Below are 16,042 nucleotides of genomic sequence, written 5' to 3'. Positions count from 1 at the left end.
TGCGTATGCGCGCGAGGTCGTGCTGGCGCAGACGGTCGACCCATGATCGGTGCCGCCGGTAGAGGCCCTTTCGGATCACGGGGACGACGTGTCGATGGTATCATGTGCGCGCCATTTGGCCGTGATCGACTAAGTTCAGCTCACGTTCAGGTGATCGGTCGAATACTCCCTTCATGCCCTGGCTCGTGCATCATGGAGGCGTGCGATGGAACGACGGAACTTCCTCAAGCTGGCATTGGGGTTCGGCTGCGCGGCGGCGGCCGGCGCCGTGCTCCGCACCACCGATGCAGTCGCTGCGCCGCTCTCGCCATTGCCGCTGAACGAGGCGGCGCCTTCAGCCAGGGATCAGCACGTCGAGCCCGCGGTCGGTTCGCAGGATGAGGCCGACCGGCTCGCGCCGGAGCAGGTTCGCTGGGGGCATCACGGTCATCATCACGGACACCATGGTCACGGCCACCATTGGGGCTGGCGCCGGCGGCATTGGGGTTGGCGGCGCCGTCATTGGGGCTGGCGCCACCATCATCGGCACTGGCACCGCCATTGGCATCGCCGCCACCATTGGTGATCGGCGCAGCCGCATTGCGAGAAAGCGCAGTTTCTGGCGTGTGACCGCAACACGGCAGGGGTCGGCGTGGCGCGATCCCTGTCGCTCATTGTTTGCTTTCACCTGCCGAGGAAGTCCAGCAGCAGCCGGTCGTACGTCTGCGGCGCATCGAGGAAGACGAGGTGGCCGGCATTGGCGACCACCTCGGCGCGCGCATCGCCCATCCGGCTGGCCAGGCCCTTTGCCAGCTCGGCGTTCTGGCCCATCTTCGCTCTCGAGGCCTCGGGCGCGTTGGGCCGTCCCGGCGCGTTGTGATCGTCCGCGCCCATGATGAACAGCGTCGGCTGCGTCAGCAGCGGGATCTCGTGCACCACCGGCTCGCGGTAGATCATCTGATAGGAGCTGACGAAGCTCTTCAGCCAGCGCGAATAGTCGGCGCTTTGCTTCAGGTTGAAGCGTGCATCGATGAACGGCGTGACCTGCTCCGGCGGCAGCTTCAGCGCGTAGTTGGTCTCCAACTGCTTGCGATAGCCGTCCGCCGTCAGCCGGTCCTCACTCTCGATGATCTTTTCCGACGGGATCGGCGGCACGTAGACGCGATAGTCCTCGAGCCCGATCGGCGCGGTCAGCACGAGATGTGCGACGCGGTCGGGATAGGCGCGGGCGATGCGCACGGCCAGCATGCCGCCCATCGAATGCGCGACGATATCCGCCTTGGCGATGCCGAGGTGATCGAGCAGCGTCATGGTGTTGCGCGCCAGCGTGTCGAAATGCAGCTCGCCTGCAGGCTTGGATGATTTGCCGAAGCCGACCTGGTCGGGCACCACGACGCGGAAGCCGGCGTCGGTCAGTGTCTTGATCACGGGCGCCCAGTAGCTCGAGGGGAAGTTGCGGCCGTGCAGCAGCAGGGCAACGCGGCCGTTCGGCTGCGCCGGCGCCACATCCATATAGGCCATGCGCAGCTGCTCGCCGTCATTGACCAGGGGCAGCAGGCCGACCGGATACGGATAGGGGAAACCTTCGAGATTGATGCCATAGGGCTCGCGCGGTGCCTCCGCCGCCGGGGCGACAGTCGGGGCGAGGGCGAGCAGGGCGGCACAGAAGGCGACAGCGAAACGCGACATGAACACTCCACGACGGACGTGACGAGATGGTCGTCAACCGTCACGCCGTGCCCCGCGTTCGCCTTGGCCGCAAGGCACGAGGGCCACGCTGCGATAAAGAGCGCGTGATCGTCAGTCTTCGGCCGGACCGAACAGCGCCGCGAAATGCTTTTCGCCGGCGCGGCTGAAATTGACCACGCGACTGCCTGGGGTGGCATCGCGCGCCGCCCATTTCAGCTCGGTGAAGCGCTTCATCAACGCTGCGCCGAGCGTGCCGGCGAGATGATGCCGCCGCGCGCTCCAGTCGAGGCAGGCCTTGCACACGGGCCGGCGCGGATGCGCCAGCATTTCCGGCGAGATCCGCAAATGCTGCGACAGGAAATGTTTGCCGTCCTCGGTCAGCACGATCTCCTGCTTGCGCCGGCGGACCAGCTTCTGCCGCGTCATGCTGTCGAGCATCTGCACGCCGAGATCGCCGGCGAGATGGTCGTAGCAGATGCGTGCTCGCCGCAGCTCCGGCTCCTTCGGCCCGGTGCGCACCCGCATGTGGCCGGCGCGCGCGGCAAGGCCGGCGAGCTTCTCCAGCACGTCGGCGACATCGGGATCGGCGAGCCGGTAGTAGCGGTGGCGGCCCTGCTTCTCCGGCTCGACCAGGCCGCCGCCTTCGAGCTTGGCAAGATGCGAGCTCGCCGTCTGCGGCGTCACGCCCGCTTCCTGGGCGAGCTCGGTCGCGGTCAGCGCACGGCCCGAGAGCAGCGCAGTCAGCATGTTGGCGCGGGCGGGATCGCCGACCAGCGCCGCCACCATCGCAATGTCCGGACCTGATTTCATACTTCGATGCTAGCCGAAGCATTCTCGCCCGGCAAGCGGATAGTGTCGACGATACAGAACTCACCGGAGGTTGTCATGACCATCACCGTCTTCATCCGCTATCGCATCGATCCGTTCAAGCGCGACGTGTTCGAGGCCTATGCCAGGCGCTGGCTGTCGATCATCCCCCGTTGCGGCGGCGACCTGATCGGCTATTTCATGCCTCATGAAGGCACCAACGACATCGCCTACGGCCTGATTTCATTCGACAGTCTCGCAGCTTACGAGCGCTATCGTACAGCCTTGCGCGGCGATGCTGAGGGCCGGGCGAACTTTGCGCTGGCCGAGGAGCACAAGCTCATTCTGGGCGAAGAGCGAACATTCTTGCGCAACGTCTTGGCGGCGCAATGATCGCGGCTCTATGCTGCCGCAACGCGAGGATGCATGGGAGGATGACATGACGTTGATCAACACGGCGGACAAGCGCGCGGCCTTTCGCAAGCTGCACGAGGCCGGCTGCTTCGTGCTGCCGAACCCGTTCGATGCCGGCACGGCCAAAATGCTGCAACATCTCGGCTTCAACGCGGTCGCCTCGACCAGCGCCGGCTTCGCGTGGTCGATCGGCAAGGCCGACACCGGCACGACGCTCGACGAGATGCTCGCGCATCTGGCGGCGCTGTCCGCGGCGGTCGACATTCCCGTCAACGCCGATTTCGAGGGCGGCTTCGCCGATGCCCCCGAGGGCGTGGCCGCCAACGTCACGCGCGCGGTCGCCACCGGCGTCGCCGGTCTGTCGATCGAGGACTCCACGGGTGACAAGGATGATCCGCTCTACGCGCGCGAACTGGCGGTTACGCGCATCCGCGCCGCACGTCAGGCGATCGATGCAAGCGGTGGGGACGTGCTGCTGACCGGCCGCTGCGAGGCGTTTCTCTGGGGCAAGCCCGACCTCAAGCTCGTGACCGACCGCCTCGCGGCCTATGCCGAGGCCGGCGCGGATTGTCTGTACGCTCCGGGGATCAAGACGGTCGAGGAGATCACGGCTGTCGTCAACGCGGTGGCGCCCAAGCCTGTGAACCTGCTGATCGGCGCGTCGGGTCTGTCATTGAGCCAGGCCGCCGAGCTCGGCGTGCGCCGCATCAGCGTCGGCGGTTCGCTGGCGCGGGTGGCCTGGGCCGGCTTCGTCCGGGCGGCCAAGGAGATGGCCGAGCAGGGCACCTTCACCGAACTGGCCAACGGCTATCCCGGGGGCGAGCTGAACAAGCTCTTCGGTTGAGATCAGGCTGCGCGCCCGTCCTCCCGCAGATACTGATCTCATCTGCCTGTAGAAAAGCCGCGGACTCTGCCGCGGCTTTTCAGTCTGATTCGCTGAAATCGCTTAGTAGCGATCCGTTCCGATGCCGACGCTGACGCCCGGGGCGCGGAAGCCGATGCCGCCGCGGTCTTCGTAGCCGCGCCGCTCGATGTAGCGCTCACGCGGAGCGTACGCGTAGGAATCGCGATCTTCGCCTTGAATGATGACGCGGCGTTCACTGCGCTCGCGCCAACAGCGGCCTTCCTCGTTACAGACCATCCGGACGTTCTGGATGTCTCGTTGCGGGACCGCCGAGGCTGCGGGAGAGATCGGTGCCGCCGAAGCGGCGGTCACGGCCAGCGTGCTTGCCGCGGCTGCGATAGCTATGGAGAGAGCTTTCATTACGTATCTCCTGGGTGAGAGTGTCAATGAGCCAACCGGTTCGCGCTGCTATGGTTCCATGGCGGCCCTCGCACGCGTCGCGTAATTTGTTGGAGGACTCGCCAAAAAACGGCGGCGGGCGATTGCTCACCCGCCGCCCAGGAGTGGGACCGCTGATTGCCGTCCGCGAGATTATTTGACGGCGTTGGGCTTGTCGCTCGGGGCCGCCGGCGGCGGTGTGGTGCGATCTCCCGCGGCGCCGGTCGTCACGCCGGGCGAGGTGTTATCTTTGGTGGTCGAGGCGGATTGCGCGGCCGGCGTGGTGCTCGCCTGATCGTTGCGCATCGACATGTTGTTCAGCCCGTAGAACACGGCGCCGAGCAGGATCGCGATGCCCAGGGCGTACGCTGCGATCCGGCCGGTCGAGGCGGAGCCTTCCCTCAACTCGGGATCGGGCTGCAGCTGGCTGTCCGTCCGCGCCGCGCGCTCGTAGTCGGCGCCGGTCATGTCGGCACCGGGCATGCCGGGCCGCGTCGTCATGTCCGGCCGGTTCATGCCGTCGGGATAGCGTTCGTTCGGGAGCCGTTCGTTGGCCATGATGTCCTCCTTGCGATTGTCACCCGACAACCAGTCGGGCCCCGGCTCTGTTCCGCGAAACCTTACGAAATCCCCAGTCGATCCGTTGCACCGCGCGCTAAGGTGCCTCGCGTGCACTGCGATTCTCCGTCCTTTTGTTGGAGCCTTCGATGTGGAACCTGCCGCCCGGTGACAGCGTGTTGCATCTGTTGACCTGGGTGGCGCTGGCGGCGCAGGCGATGACGGCCGCGCTGGCGGCGGGACGCCGCAGCATGGACTGGATGGGCGTCTGCTTGTTGGGGGCGATCACCGCGCTCGGCGGCGGCACCTTGCGCGACGTGCTGCTCGGCCACTATCCGCTTGCCTGGGTCGAGCAGCCGTCCTTGCTGCTGCTGACCGTGCTGGCGCCGTTCGTGACGATCGCCATGGCGCGCCTGGTTCACAGGCTGACCATGGCGTTCCTCGTTCTCGATGCGGTCGGCCTCGTCGTGTTCACGATGACGGGCTGCGACATCGCCTGGCAGATGAACGTGCCGATCGGCATCGTCATCGTCGCCGGGATGATCACGGGCTGCGCCGGCGGCGTGCTGCGCGACATCCTGTGCAATGACGTGCCATTGCTGTTTCGCGCCGAGCTCTACGCCAGCGTGTCCCTCGTCACGGGCCTGGTCTATGCGACCGGCTTGTCGCTCGGCATCGCCAGCGGATGGTGGACGGCGCTGACCTTCGCGCTCGGACTGTCGTTCCGGCTGCTCGCGATCCGCTACAAATGGAACATGCCGCGCTTCGTATTTGCGGGCGACGATCGGGGCTGAACGAAGGCGATCTTATCGCATCGCACAATTCGTTCGGGCCGGAATCGCGCCGGCCACAACGGTTCAGTCACCATCCGCCGAGCCGCCAAAGCCATGGTGCGCATCATCCCATTTCGCGGCAGTGGCCGTTTTCGACACAAACCGCAAAAGCCGCAGCCGGCTCCCGCCACGAAATTGCGATTTCGGCTGGCTGCCCTGCGCACACGAGATTTGTGATGCGCATTCTTCAAAAGCAGACATAAATGATTGGCAGAACGCGCGCTTCCGCCGGCCGGCGGCAGTCGCGCCCCCCGGTAAAGCACGGCAAGAGGGCGGAATGGGACTCAACGAGAGCGAGATCAATCTCGACCAGAAATACACCGCAAGCTCCGGCCATATCTTCCTGACCGGCATCCAGGCGCTGGTGCGGCTGCCGATGGCCCAGATCCGGCGCGACCGCGCCGCCGGGCTGAATACCGCCGGCTTCATTTCCGGCTATCGCGGCTCGCCGCTCGGCGGCTACGACCAGCAGCTGTTCTCCGCCCGCAAGCATCTCGAGCAGTACAACATCAAGTTCCAGCCCGGCGTGAACGAGGACCTCGCAGCGACCGCGATCTGGGGCTCGCAGCAACTCGCACTGTCGCCCGGCGGCAGGTATGACGGCGTCGTCGGCATCTGGTACGGCAAGGGCCCCGGCGTCGACCGCTGCGGCGACGTGTTTCGCCACGGCAATGCGGCCGGCTCCGCCAAGAACGGCGGCGTGCTCTGTCTCGCCGGCGACGACCACGGCGCCAAATCCTCGACCGTGCCGCATCAGTCCGACCATGCCTTCATCTCGGCGCTGATGCCCTATCTCTATCCGTCCTCGATCCACGAGATGATCGAGATGGGCCTGCTCGGCATCGCGATGTCGCGCTATTCCGGCTGCTGGGTCGGAATGAAGGTGATCACCGAGACGGTGGAGACGACCGCCGAGATCAACCTCAACGACGAGATGACGCCGTTCGTCATCCCCGCCGATTTCGAGATGCCGCCGGGCGGCCTCAATCTGCGCTGGCCGGATGACCGCTTCGAGCAGGACCGGCGGCTGCAGGACTACAAGGGCTTTGCCGCGATCGCCTTTGCCCGCGCCAACAAGGTCAACCGCATCACGATGGACTCACCGAACGCCCGCTACGGCATCATGGCGTCGGGCAAGAGCTACGAGGACATCCGCCAGGCGCTGCGCGAGCTCGGGATCACCGAGGAGGTCGCCGCCAGGATCGGGCTTCGCCTCTACAAGATCGGCATGCCCTGGCCACTGGAGCCGGAAGGCGTGCGGCAGTTCGCGGTCGGCCTCGAGGAGATCTTCATCATCGAGGAGCGTCGCGAGATCGTCGAGAACCAGGTCAAGCAGGAGCTGTTCAACTGGCGCGACGACGTCCGCCCGCGCATCGTCGGCAAGATGGACGACCACGACAAGCGCTTCCTGCCGTTTGCCACCGAGCTCTCCGTCGCCTCGCTCGCGACATCGCTCACCGAGCGTCTTCTCCGCCTCGACCTCAACCCCGAGATCAAGGCGATGCTGCGCGCCAAGGCCGACTGGTTCAACGGCCGCGACGCCTCGCAGATGCAGCTGATCTCGCCGGTGGCACGCACGCCGTATTTCTGCTCGGGCTGCCCGCACAACACCTCGACCAAGGTGCCCGAGGGCAGCCGCGCGCTGGCCGGCATCGGCTGCCACTTCATGTCGCTGTGGATGAACCGCAACACCGAGACCTTCACCCATATGGGCGGCGAGGGCGTGCCGTGGGTCGGCATCGCACCGTTCACCGACGAGAAGCACATCTTCGCCAATCTCGGCGACGGCACCTATTTCCATTCCGGCAGCCTCGCGATCCGCCAGTCGATCGCCTCTAAGGCCAACATCACCTACAAGATCCTCTACAACGACGCGGTCGCGATGACCGGCGGCCAGCGCCATGACGGCGATTTGTCGCCGCAGCAGATCACCTTCCAGCTGCATGCCGAGGGCATCCGCGAGATCTATCTGGTCTCGGAGAATCCAGACGCCTATCCGGCCGACAGCATCGCGCCCGGCGTCAAGCTTGCGCACCGCGACGAGCTCGAAAACGTCATGAAGACGCTGCGCGAGACCAAGGGCGCCTCGGCCATCGTGTTCGTGCAGACCTGCGCCGCCGAGAAGCGCCGCCGCCGCAAGCGCGGCACGATGGAGGATCCGCAGCGCCGCGTCTTCATCAATCCCGCCGTCTGCGAGGGCTGCGGCGACTGCTCGGTGCAGTCGAACTGCATCTCGGTCGAGCCGCTGGAGACCGAGCTCGGCCGCAAGCGCGTCATCAACCAGTCGTCCTGCAACAAGGACTATTCCTGCGTGAAGGGCTTCTGCCCGTCCTTCGTCACCATCGATGGCGGCAAGCCGCGCAGCCGCGCGCCCGCTGAGCTCGGCGACATCGGCGAGATGCCGGAACCGCTGACCAAGCCGTCACTGGAGCGGCCCTACAACGTCGCGGTCGGCGGCGTCGGCGGCACCGGCGTGCTGACGATCGGCGCGCTGCTCGGCATGGCCGCGCACATCGAGGGCAAGGCCTCGATGATCCTCGACATGTCGGGCCTCGCGCAGAAGGGTGGCGCGGTGCTCAGCCATGTCCGCCTCTCCGAGAATACGGCTGACGTGACCTGCTCGCGCATCGTCACGGGGACCGCCGACCTCGTCATCGCCGCCGACGAAGTGGTGGCGGGTGCCAAGGAGACGATCACGCTGTGCGATGCCGAGCGCAGCCATGGTGTCATCAACAGCCATCTGATCCCGACCGCCGATTTCGTGCTCAACCGCGACTTCAATTTCCAGAACCGCAAGGTGACGAGCCTGCTGGAAACGGCGCTGCACAAGGACTCGACCTTCCTCGATTTCACCAAGCCGGCCGAAGCGCTGCTTGGCGACAGCATCGCCACCAACATGATGATGATGGGCTACGCCTACCAGAAGGGCCTGCTGCCGCTGTCGGCCGAGGCGATAGAGAAGGCGATCGCGATCAACGGCGTCGCGGTCAAGATGAACACCGAGGCGTTCCGGCTCGGCCGCCTCGCGGTGGTCAACCCGGAGCGGCTCGCCGACATGATGACCGGCAAGGACGAGGCGGTGCCGCCGAAATCGCTTGAGGCGATGACGCTCGACGAGATCATCGCCCACCGCATGACCTATCTCACGGCCTACCAGAACGGCCGGCTCGCCAAGCGCTACCGCAAGCTGGTCGATCAGGTGCGCGAGGCCGCCGACAAGGGCGGCTACGGCGAGGCGCTGCCGCGCGCGGTCGCGATCAACTACGCCAAGCTGCTGGCCTACAAGGACGAGTACGAGGTGGCGCGGCTGTTCTCGGACGGCACCTTCCAGAGGCAGCTCCACGACGCCTTCGAGGGCGACTACAAGATCTCCTTCAACCTCGCGCCGCCGATCCTCAATTCCGGCCTCGATCCCCAGGGGCGGCCGAAGAAGCGCAGCTTCGGCCCGGGCATGATGAAGCTGTTCCGGCTGCTGGCGAAGCTCAAGGGCCTGCGCGGCACGCCGCTCGACATCTTCGGCTATGCGGCCGAGCGCCGGATGGAGCGCGACCTGATCGCGGGCTATGAGAAGGACGTCGCGACGGTGCTGAACTTGTTGTCGCCGGCCAATGCCGAGATCGCCGTCGAGCTGCTGTCGCTGCCCGACAAGATCCGCGGCTACGGCCCCGTCAAGGAGAAGGCGGTGAATGACGCGAAAGTGCGTTATGCGCAACTCGCCGCCGACCTCGCCAGCCCGCCGCCGGCGCCACGGCAGATGGCGGCGGAGTAGGCACTCCAGGCGACGTGCCGTAGGGTGGGCAAAGGCGCGCGAGCGCCGTGCCCACCATCATGCGATCTGTATACCTCTCGTCATTCCGGGGCGCTCGTGCGCGCCTGCGCGAGCCGGGAATCCATAACCACAGACGGGATCATTGCGCGAGATTTTCGCTTTCGTCGTCGCAGCGGCCCGTCGTGGCTCTGGAACCCGCGCTCAGCTCTCACGTCAAATGGCTCCGCTATTTTGTCGAGCGGTCTGCCCCGGAACGACGCCTGGGAGTGTGTCGTGCGCTCACACCACCGTCATTGCGAGCGTAGCGAAGCAATCTAGCGTCCTTGCCCAACTCTGGATGACTCCCGTTCACCCACTCGTGCGGATGTCGCATAAATCTGCCGTATTCACTACATGTTGCTATATGCATGGAGGCGTCGATAGGGGTGATCCATGCGAGTTCTGGTTTTCTTGTTCGCGGCTATCGCGGCGATATCGACCTCGAGCCACGCCGAGGTCATGTCCTGGCGTGGCGTGGGGCCGGTCGACCTGGGCATGACCGTTGCCGAGGCCGAGCGTGCGTTGAACGCAAAGCTTGGTCCGATGGAGCCGCCGTACACGAAGGAGTGCTATGTCGCCAGTCGCGCCGACGGCAAGGACGAAGCGCTGTCCTACGTGATCGTCGATGGCAGGATTGCCGTGATCTACCTCTTTCTCGACGATGGGCGTCGACCAGATCCGAAGATCGTCGACGCGAACGGAGTTGGAGTGGGGTCGACGGAGGCCGACATCGCGGGTGCCTATGGAGCGACGGAGCGGACATTCGCGCCATACGAGAGCGAGGAGACCGAGGAAGACAAGGCCGAGCGGCTGAAGCAGGGTGTCACGGAGCCGCCACCCGCACCCAATCATTGGGTGATCGCCAAGAGCCCGGATGCCAAGAGAGCGATCATTTTCGAGACCCGGGATGATAAGGTGATCTACTGGAGGACGGGAATCTTGCCGGCGGTCATGTCCTGGGAGGATTGCATATAGTGCCCACGTGAACGAAGCGACACGGGCGGCCAGGGGCGTCAGTTCGCCATCCGCTCCCGGCTCATGCGCAGCGTCACGACCAGGCCTTCGGCGGACCAGTCGAAGGCGATGGTGCCGCCGAGCTGGGCGTTCATGCTGCGATGGATCAGTTTGCTGCCGAAGCCTTCGGTCGTGTCGGCCGACTTCGGCGGCCCGCCGCGCTCGGTCCACATGATCACCACTTCGTCGTCATGCGCGCTGCACGACACGTCCAGCGTGCCGCTCGAAACCGACAGCGAGCCGTATTTCGCCGAGTTGGTCGCGAGCTCGTGGATCACCAGCGCCAATGTCGTGCTCGAGCGTTCTCCGACATTCATCTTGGGCACCGACACACGGATGCGGACGCTGGCGCCTTTCTCATCATAGGGGGCAAGCAGCACCGAGACGAGATCGCCGAGCAGGGCTGCTTGGTTCGTCCCGCCCGGCCGCGGACGTATCAGATCCTGGGCACGGCCCAGCGCGATCAGCCGGCTGGCGAGCTCGTGGGCCATGTCCTCCTTTGTCGCCGCCGTGCGCGACGTCATCTGCGTCAGCGCGGTGGCGATCGTCAGCAGGTTCTTGACCCGATGGCTCATCTCGCCCGCCAGCAGCTCGTTGGCTTCTTCGGCCTGCTTGCGCTGGGTCACGTCGAGGAAGACGCCGAACATCAGCCGCTCGGCGATGTCGGCATCGTCACCTTGGCCGCGGGCGGAAATCCAGCGGATTTCGCCATCCGCGAGAATGCGAAAATCGATCTCATAAGCGCCGACGATCGCCCGTGTCGCTGAAAACGCCGATCTCACCCGTTCGAGATCGGCGGGGTGAATGTTCTGGGAGAGCACCTCGAACGTGATCCTGCTCTTGGTCTTGGGCACCTCCCACAGCTCATAGGCGCGCTCGTCCATCGTGATCGCGTCGGTGTCGACGTTCCACGACCACAGGGCCACGCCGGCAGCTTTGGTGGCAGCGCGCAGATGCTTTTCGTGCCAGATCGGCATGCACGCGTCCTCGGCCGGCATAAGTTCGATCCCCGCTTTCTTCGCCGCTCTGCAGGCTACGGATCCCGCAATCCGGCAGCCGCAGCCATGTTCGCCCTCCGACTACGCCGCCGCTGCGACTTCGTCGATCGAGGACATGACGGCCTCGGTCGCCGTCTGATGCACCATGTGGCCGGCGCCGCGCACGCGGCGAAAGGTGCTCTGGCTGACGTCGTGATGAAGCCGTCTGGACTGGGCGTCGATGTCGATCAGGCGATCCTGATCACCGGCAACGATCACGACCGGCATCTTCAGCTCACCGTACGCTCTCCTGAAGCGGAAAGCATCGGGAATCATCAGCGCGGCCTCCGCGGCGGAGGCGCGGATCTGCGACGGGCGAACCGCCATTTCCTTGGGGAAGCCGGCAAACTTCGCCGGAACCGATCGCGGGCCGAACAGCTTGGCCATCAGCAGCGGCCACATCATCCGGCTGATCAGAGGGGAGATGGTGTAGCGCAGGATATCGCCCAGCAAGGGAATGGCCGGAGCCGATCCGGCCACCACGTCGGACCGGAAGGTCGGATAGTAATAGCCAGAGGCGAGCACCATGCCCTTGACCATGGCCGGATGTTCGAGGGCGAGCGCGACGGCGACGGATGCGCCCCAGGAATGACCCAGGACGAAGGCCTCCGAGACGCCCAGGCGATCGAGCGCGCTCTTGATTAGCCCGGCCTGCGCCGTCGGCGTCCACACGACGTTGCGCGGCCGGTCGCTGTGGCCGAAGCCCGGCCGGTCGAACGCAATGACACGGTAGTTCTGCGCCGCCAGATCGATCAGGCCGCTGGAGGCGAAGTCCTGGATCATGCTGCCGTTGCCGTGCAGCAGCACCAGCGGCACGCCGATGCCGCGCTCGACATAGTGCAGCCGGACGCCGTCGACGTCCATGAACTGGCCGGCGGGAGGATTGGCCCGCTCGGCAGACTTGGCGAGGCGGCGATTGATCAGTGCTGTGACGGCCAGAACGGTCGTGGCCGCCGCTGCCGCCAGAAGAAATGGATGAGTCTTCGCCAGCGACCGGCTGCGATGCGCCAGCGGCTGGAGGGATGGTGTCGAGTTGGTCAGGCGGCTGGGCGTCGACGCCGCGAGCGCGCGCGCTGTGGTCCGGGCTGCGGTCATCATCTGCCCTCATGGAAAGGCGTGCACGACATCCGGAGGATCCGAGAAATGATGCAGCGCAGGGGCAACGGCCGGTCACGCGGTTCGTTCCGTTGTGCCGTCCTGGCGCGCATGGTCGGGGTGTAGGTCGACCTCCGAGCGTTCCGGCCGAGCTCGACCAGCGCAATCGGTCCGGCTTCTGCACCCGGCGGATCGAGGCAGGACTCCCCACAGATGTGCCTTGCGCAAACGGCCCGTCGGGCAGAATCTACTTTACGAAATTCAGAAATTGTGCTTTGATGCGCGCATCCCGCCTCGGCCGGAGGGGCGTTGCGCGCGATCGTCACGACACGCGAGGCGGGGAGCGATGGCCGCACTTGTGCCGCAGCGTGTCTTCGGACGCGCCGACGAACGGCATGGTGCGGACGTGAAGTCGCAGCGTGCTGACACCCCGATGCTGGTGTCCCGCGCAATGCGCAAGCATTGTCGCGAATGGTGGCCAACAAGCCCGGCGCACCAGGCAGACTGCGTATAAGCGTTAAGACCGTCGCGCAGGGAAGGCCGGGCGTTCTCGGCTGCACCTGTGGTACCTGCCGCCTGCATTTTTTTCGCAGGCGGGCCGCAGGCGTCAGCCGACGCCTGGCCTTCCCTGCGCCCTCCGACTTGATGAGGGTGAACGACATCAGCACAGCTCGGGCAGCATCTGCCGCGGGAGCGCTCGCTCATGGGCTATGACGAACCGATCGCGTCAGCTTTCGAGCAGCCACTCCGTCGCGCTGCGCCACAGCGTGTCGCGATGCGCCGCGCGGAAGAAGCCCATATGGCCGATCGCGGACGCCCCGACGTCCTGCGGCGCGATGTCGAGCAGCTCCGGCGTCGTGCCCGTATAACCAGCGCACAGCAGCTCAACCGCGGGCCGCGTGGCCCAGGGATCGTCGGCGAGGCACAGCGCCCGGACGGGACTCTTGAAGTTGGCGTAGTTGGCAAGCGGCAGCGATGCGTCATCGAACAGATAGCGCGGGCTCATGATCCAGCGCACCCATTGCAGGAAGACACCCTTCGGCAGGTCCTCGCCGACGCCACTCCAGCCCGGCGTGTAACCCAGCGCATGAGTCAGCGGGACGCCAACGCCGTTGAGCATCGTCGCCACGCGCCAGCGTTCGCCCGGGGCCATCAGCTTCCAATAGCCGGCCTGCGAGGCGATGAAGAGGGCGCGCGACACCTCGGTGTTGTTGGCGAGCAGGCCGAGCGTCTGGCCGCCGAAGGAGTGGCCGACATAGCGCAGCGGCAGCGCACCGTAGCGCGCACGCATCCAACCGACCGCGCCGGTGATGTCGAGTGCGGCCCAGTCGGTCATCGAGGCCGCAAAGCCCTTCAGGGAGCGGGGACGGCTGCCGCCGATCCCGCGATAGTCGTAGGTCAGAACCGCGCAACCCTGCTGGGCAAGATGAGCAGCGAAGCCGCGATAGATCCGGCGCGGGATCGCCGCCCCGGAATTGATCAGCACGGCATGCGCCGGCGTGCCGCGCGGCATGAACAGGGTGCCCGCGAGCGCAAAGCCATCGACGGCCGGAAGGGTCAGATCCTCGCTCGAAACGCCGTCGGATCCCGTCTCAGCCACGCCTCGTCCTCCCATCACTTGCCCTTCCGCAGCAAAGTCAAATTCGGGTGGCGGTGCAAGCCCTTGTGTCCGCGCCCTAAATTCCAAGTGGCGGCACGGGAGCAGGCTGTGTATAAGGCGCGCGCCGCCGCGCGGGGAATTTGGCGTGCAGTTGCCGAGAGGGAGTAGAGAGCCATGACCGAGCGCTGGAGCCCGGAGAGCTGGCGGTCCAAGCCGGTGCAGCAGGTGCCTGACTATCCCGACCAGAAGGCGCTCGCCGAGGTCGAGGCGCAGCTTGCGACCTTCCCGCCGCTGGTGTTCGCCGGCGAGGCGCGCAACCTGAAGAAGGCGCTGGCGCGGGTGGCGGCGGGCGAGGCATTCCTGTTGCAGGGCGGCGACTGCGCCGAGAGCTTCGCCGAGCACGGCGCCAACAACATCCGCGACTTCTTCCGCGTGCTGCTGCAGATGGCCGTGGTCATGACCTATGCCGGCGCGGTGCCGGTGGTGAAGGTCGGCCGCATCGCCGGCCAGTTCGCCAAGCCACGCTCGTCGCCGACGGAGAAGATCAATGGCGTCGAGCTGCCGAGCTATCGCGGCGACATCGTCAACGACACCGCCTTCACGCCCGAGGCGCGCATCCCCAATCCGCAGCGCCAGCTCGACGCCTACCGGCAGTCGGCGGCGACCTTGAACCTGCTGCGCGCGTTCGCCACCGGCGGCTTCGCCAATCTCGGCAGCGTGCATCAGTGGATGCTCGGCTTCGTCAAGGATTCCCCGCAGTCGCGGCGCTACAAGGAGCTGGCCGACCGCATCTCGGACGCGCTCAACTTCATGCGCGCCTGCGGCCTCGACCTCGAGAGCCATCCGGAGCTGCGCGCCACCGACTTCTACACCAGCCACGAGGCGCTGCTGCTCGGCTATGAGCAGGCCTTCACCCGGGTCGATTCCACCACCGGCGACTGGTACGCGACCTCGGGCCATTTCATCTGGATCGGCGACCGCACCCGCCAGCTCGACCACGGCCATGTCGAATATTTCCGCGGCATCAAGAACCCGATCGGCCTGAAATGCGGCCCGTCGCTGAAGCCGGACGAGCTGCTGAAGCTGATCGACATCCTCAATCCCGACAACGAGCCGGGCCGGCTGACCCTGATCAACCGCTTCGGCGCCGACAAGGTCGGCGATCATCTGCCGGGACTGATCCGCGCGGTGCAGCGGGAAGGGCGCAAGGTGGTGTGGTCGTGCGATCCGATGCACGGCAACACCATCACCTCGACCTCGGGCTACAAGACACGGCCGTTCGATCGCATCGTATCCGAGGTGCGGGCGTTCTTCGCGGTGCATGCCGCGGAGGGCACCCATGCCGGCGGCATCCATCTCGAGATGACCGGCAAGGACGTCACCGAATGCATCGGCGGCGCGCGCGCGATCACCGACGAGGATCTCAACGACCGCTATCACACGGTGTGCGATCCCCGGCTGAACGCCGAGCAGTCGATCGACATGGCGTTCCTGATCGCCGAGCTGCTGAAGCAGCAGCGCGGCGGCAAGACCGCACCGATGCCGGCCGTCGCGGGCTTCTGATGCTGCGTCTGTGGCGCGCGACGGTCAACTCGCGCAACGGCCTGGCCTTCGCGCTCCGCTCCGAGCAGGCGGTGCGCGAGGAGGTGGTCGCGTTCCTGCTGGCGCTGCCGCTGGCCTATGTCGTCGGCGCGACGCCGATGCGCAGCGTCGAGCTGGTCTGCGCGGTGGTGCTGGTGCTGGTCGTCGAGCTGCTCAACACCGCGATCGAGAAGCTCGCCGACCGCCTCACCACCGAGCACGATCTGCAGATCGGCCGGGTCAAGGATCTCGGCTCGGCTGCCGTCGGCGTCGCGCTGCTGATGTCGGGCTGCTTCTGGCTGTTCGCGATCGCCGAGCGGCTCGGGCTGCTTTGAATGAGTTGAG

At 66.0% G+C, this 16,042-nt stretch carries 15 protein-coding genes; 8 read left to right on the top strand and 7 right to left on the bottom strand.

Annotated elements, in window-relative coordinates; translation table 11 throughout:
- Window positions 1-205: 205 nt before the first annotated feature.
- Window positions 206-565, top strand: a complete 360-nt coding sequence (locus ACQR0W_RS24660) for a twin-arginine translocation signal domain-containing protein (protein ID WP_315827356.1) — start codon at window positions 206-208, stop codon at window positions 563-565.
- A 98-nt stretch (window positions 566-663) separates the two neighbouring features.
- On the opposite strand, the gene ACQR0W_RS24655 is transcribed toward ACQR0W_RS24660, so the two are convergent.
- Together ACQR0W_RS24655 and ACQR0W_RS24650 are read right to left on the bottom strand one after the other, a co-directional pair.
- Window positions 664-1,668 (bottom strand): alpha/beta fold hydrolase, encoded by a 1,005-nt coding sequence (locus ACQR0W_RS24655; protein WP_315827357.1) that lies wholly within the window; start codon window positions 1,666-1,668, stop codon window positions 664-666.
- Between the two features lie 111 nt (window positions 1,669-1,779).
- Complete coding sequence (locus ACQR0W_RS24650) at window positions 1,780-2,478, bottom strand: ArsR/SmtB family transcription factor (RefSeq protein WP_315749664.1); 699 nt, start codon at window positions 2,476-2,478, stop codon at window positions 1,780-1,782.
- Between the two features lie 75 nt (window positions 2,479-2,553).
- On the opposite strand from ACQR0W_RS24650, the gene ACQR0W_RS24645 reads away from it, so the two are divergent.
- Window positions 2,554-2,868: an NIPSNAP family protein gene (locus ACQR0W_RS24645; protein ID WP_315827358.1), complete on the top strand. Its 315-nt coding sequence runs from the start codon at window positions 2,554-2,556 to the stop codon at window positions 2,866-2,868.
- 46 nt (window positions 2,869-2,914) lie between these two features.
- Window positions 2,915-3,733, top strand: a complete 819-nt coding sequence (locus tag ACQR0W_RS24640) for an isocitrate lyase/PEP mutase family protein (RefSeq protein ID WP_315827359.1) — start codon at window positions 2,915-2,917, stop codon at window positions 3,731-3,733.
- A gap of 102 nt (window positions 3,734-3,835) precedes the next feature.
- On the opposite strand, the gene ACQR0W_RS24635 is transcribed toward ACQR0W_RS24640, so the two are convergent.
- Together ACQR0W_RS24635 and ACQR0W_RS24630 are read right to left on the bottom strand one after the other, a co-directional pair.
- The gene (locus ACQR0W_RS24635) at window positions 3,836-4,153 is read right to left on the bottom strand and encodes a hypothetical protein (protein ID WP_315714522.1); all 318 of its coding nucleotides are present in this window, start codon (window positions 4,151-4,153) and stop codon (window positions 3,836-3,838) included.
- 171 nt (window positions 4,154-4,324) lie between these two features.
- Window positions 4,325-4,729, bottom strand: coding sequence for a hypothetical protein (locus ACQR0W_RS24630; RefSeq protein WP_315749668.1), 405 nt, complete (start codon window positions 4,727-4,729; stop codon window positions 4,325-4,327).
- Window positions 4,730-4,878: 149 nt separating this feature from the next.
- On the opposite strand from ACQR0W_RS24630, the gene ACQR0W_RS24625 reads away from it, so the two are divergent.
- From ACQR0W_RS24625 to ACQR0W_RS24615, 3 genes are all read left to right on the top strand, one after another.
- Entirely contained in the window at window positions 4,879-5,523 is a 645-nt protein-coding gene (locus ACQR0W_RS24625) for a trimeric intracellular cation channel family protein (protein ID WP_315749670.1), read from the top strand.
- A gap of 316 nt (window positions 5,524-5,839) precedes the next feature.
- Window positions 5,840-9,331, top strand: coding sequence for an indolepyruvate ferredoxin oxidoreductase family protein (locus ACQR0W_RS24620; protein WP_316171223.1), 3,492 nt, complete (start codon window positions 5,840-5,842; stop codon window positions 9,329-9,331).
- Between the two features lie 432 nt (window positions 9,332-9,763).
- Window positions 9,764-10,345 carry a hypothetical protein gene (locus ACQR0W_RS24615; protein WP_316164582.1) on the top strand — a complete coding sequence of 194 codons (582 nt, stop codon included), beginning with the start codon at window positions 9,764-9,766 and terminating at the stop codon, window positions 10,343-10,345.
- A gap of 38 nt (window positions 10,346-10,383) precedes the next feature.
- On the opposite strand, the gene ACQR0W_RS24610 is transcribed toward ACQR0W_RS24615, so the two are convergent.
- The 3 genes from ACQR0W_RS24610 to ACQR0W_RS24600 form a co-directional block, all read right to left on the bottom strand.
- Window positions 10,384-11,361: a sensor histidine kinase gene (locus ACQR0W_RS24610; protein ID WP_316164583.1), complete on the bottom strand. Its 978-nt coding sequence runs from the start codon at window positions 11,359-11,361 to the stop codon at window positions 10,384-10,386.
- A gap of 102 nt (window positions 11,362-11,463) precedes the next feature.
- Window positions 11,464-12,516: an alpha/beta fold hydrolase gene (locus tag ACQR0W_RS24605; protein ID WP_316171224.1), complete on the bottom strand. Its 1,053-nt coding sequence runs from the start codon at window positions 12,514-12,516 to the stop codon at window positions 11,464-11,466.
- Window positions 12,517-13,243: 727 nt separating this feature from the next.
- On the bottom strand, window positions 13,244-14,116 hold the full coding sequence (locus tag ACQR0W_RS24600; RefSeq protein ID WP_315714516.1) for an alpha/beta hydrolase family protein: 873 nt from the start codon (window positions 14,114-14,116) through the stop codon (window positions 13,244-13,246).
- 174 nt (window positions 14,117-14,290) lie between these two features.
- Here ACQR0W_RS24600 and ACQR0W_RS24595 point away from each other — a divergent pair, with 174 nt between their 5' ends.
- Together ACQR0W_RS24595 and ACQR0W_RS24590 are read left to right on the top strand one after the other, a co-directional pair.
- Window positions 14,291-15,679 (top strand): class II 3-deoxy-7-phosphoheptulonate synthase, encoded by a 1,389-nt coding sequence (locus tag ACQR0W_RS24595; protein WP_315714515.1) that lies wholly within the window; start codon window positions 14,291-14,293, stop codon window positions 15,677-15,679.
- Complete coding sequence (locus ACQR0W_RS24590) at window positions 15,679-16,032, top strand: diacylglycerol kinase (RefSeq protein ID WP_315749679.1); 354 nt, start codon at window positions 15,679-15,681, stop codon at window positions 16,030-16,032. Before ACQR0W_RS24595 ends, ACQR0W_RS24590 begins: the two co-directional genes overlap by 1 nt.
- The last annotated feature ends 10 nt before the right edge of the window (window positions 16,033-16,042 follow it).

The organism is Bradyrhizobium sp. HKCCYLRH1034, assembly GCF_051168375.1.
Classification (GTDB): domain Bacteria; phylum Pseudomonadota; class Alphaproteobacteria; order Rhizobiales; family Xanthobacteraceae; genus Bradyrhizobium.
The sequence above is the reverse complement of the archived record's forward strand: the minus strand, read 5'-3'. Positions and strand labels throughout refer to the sequence as shown.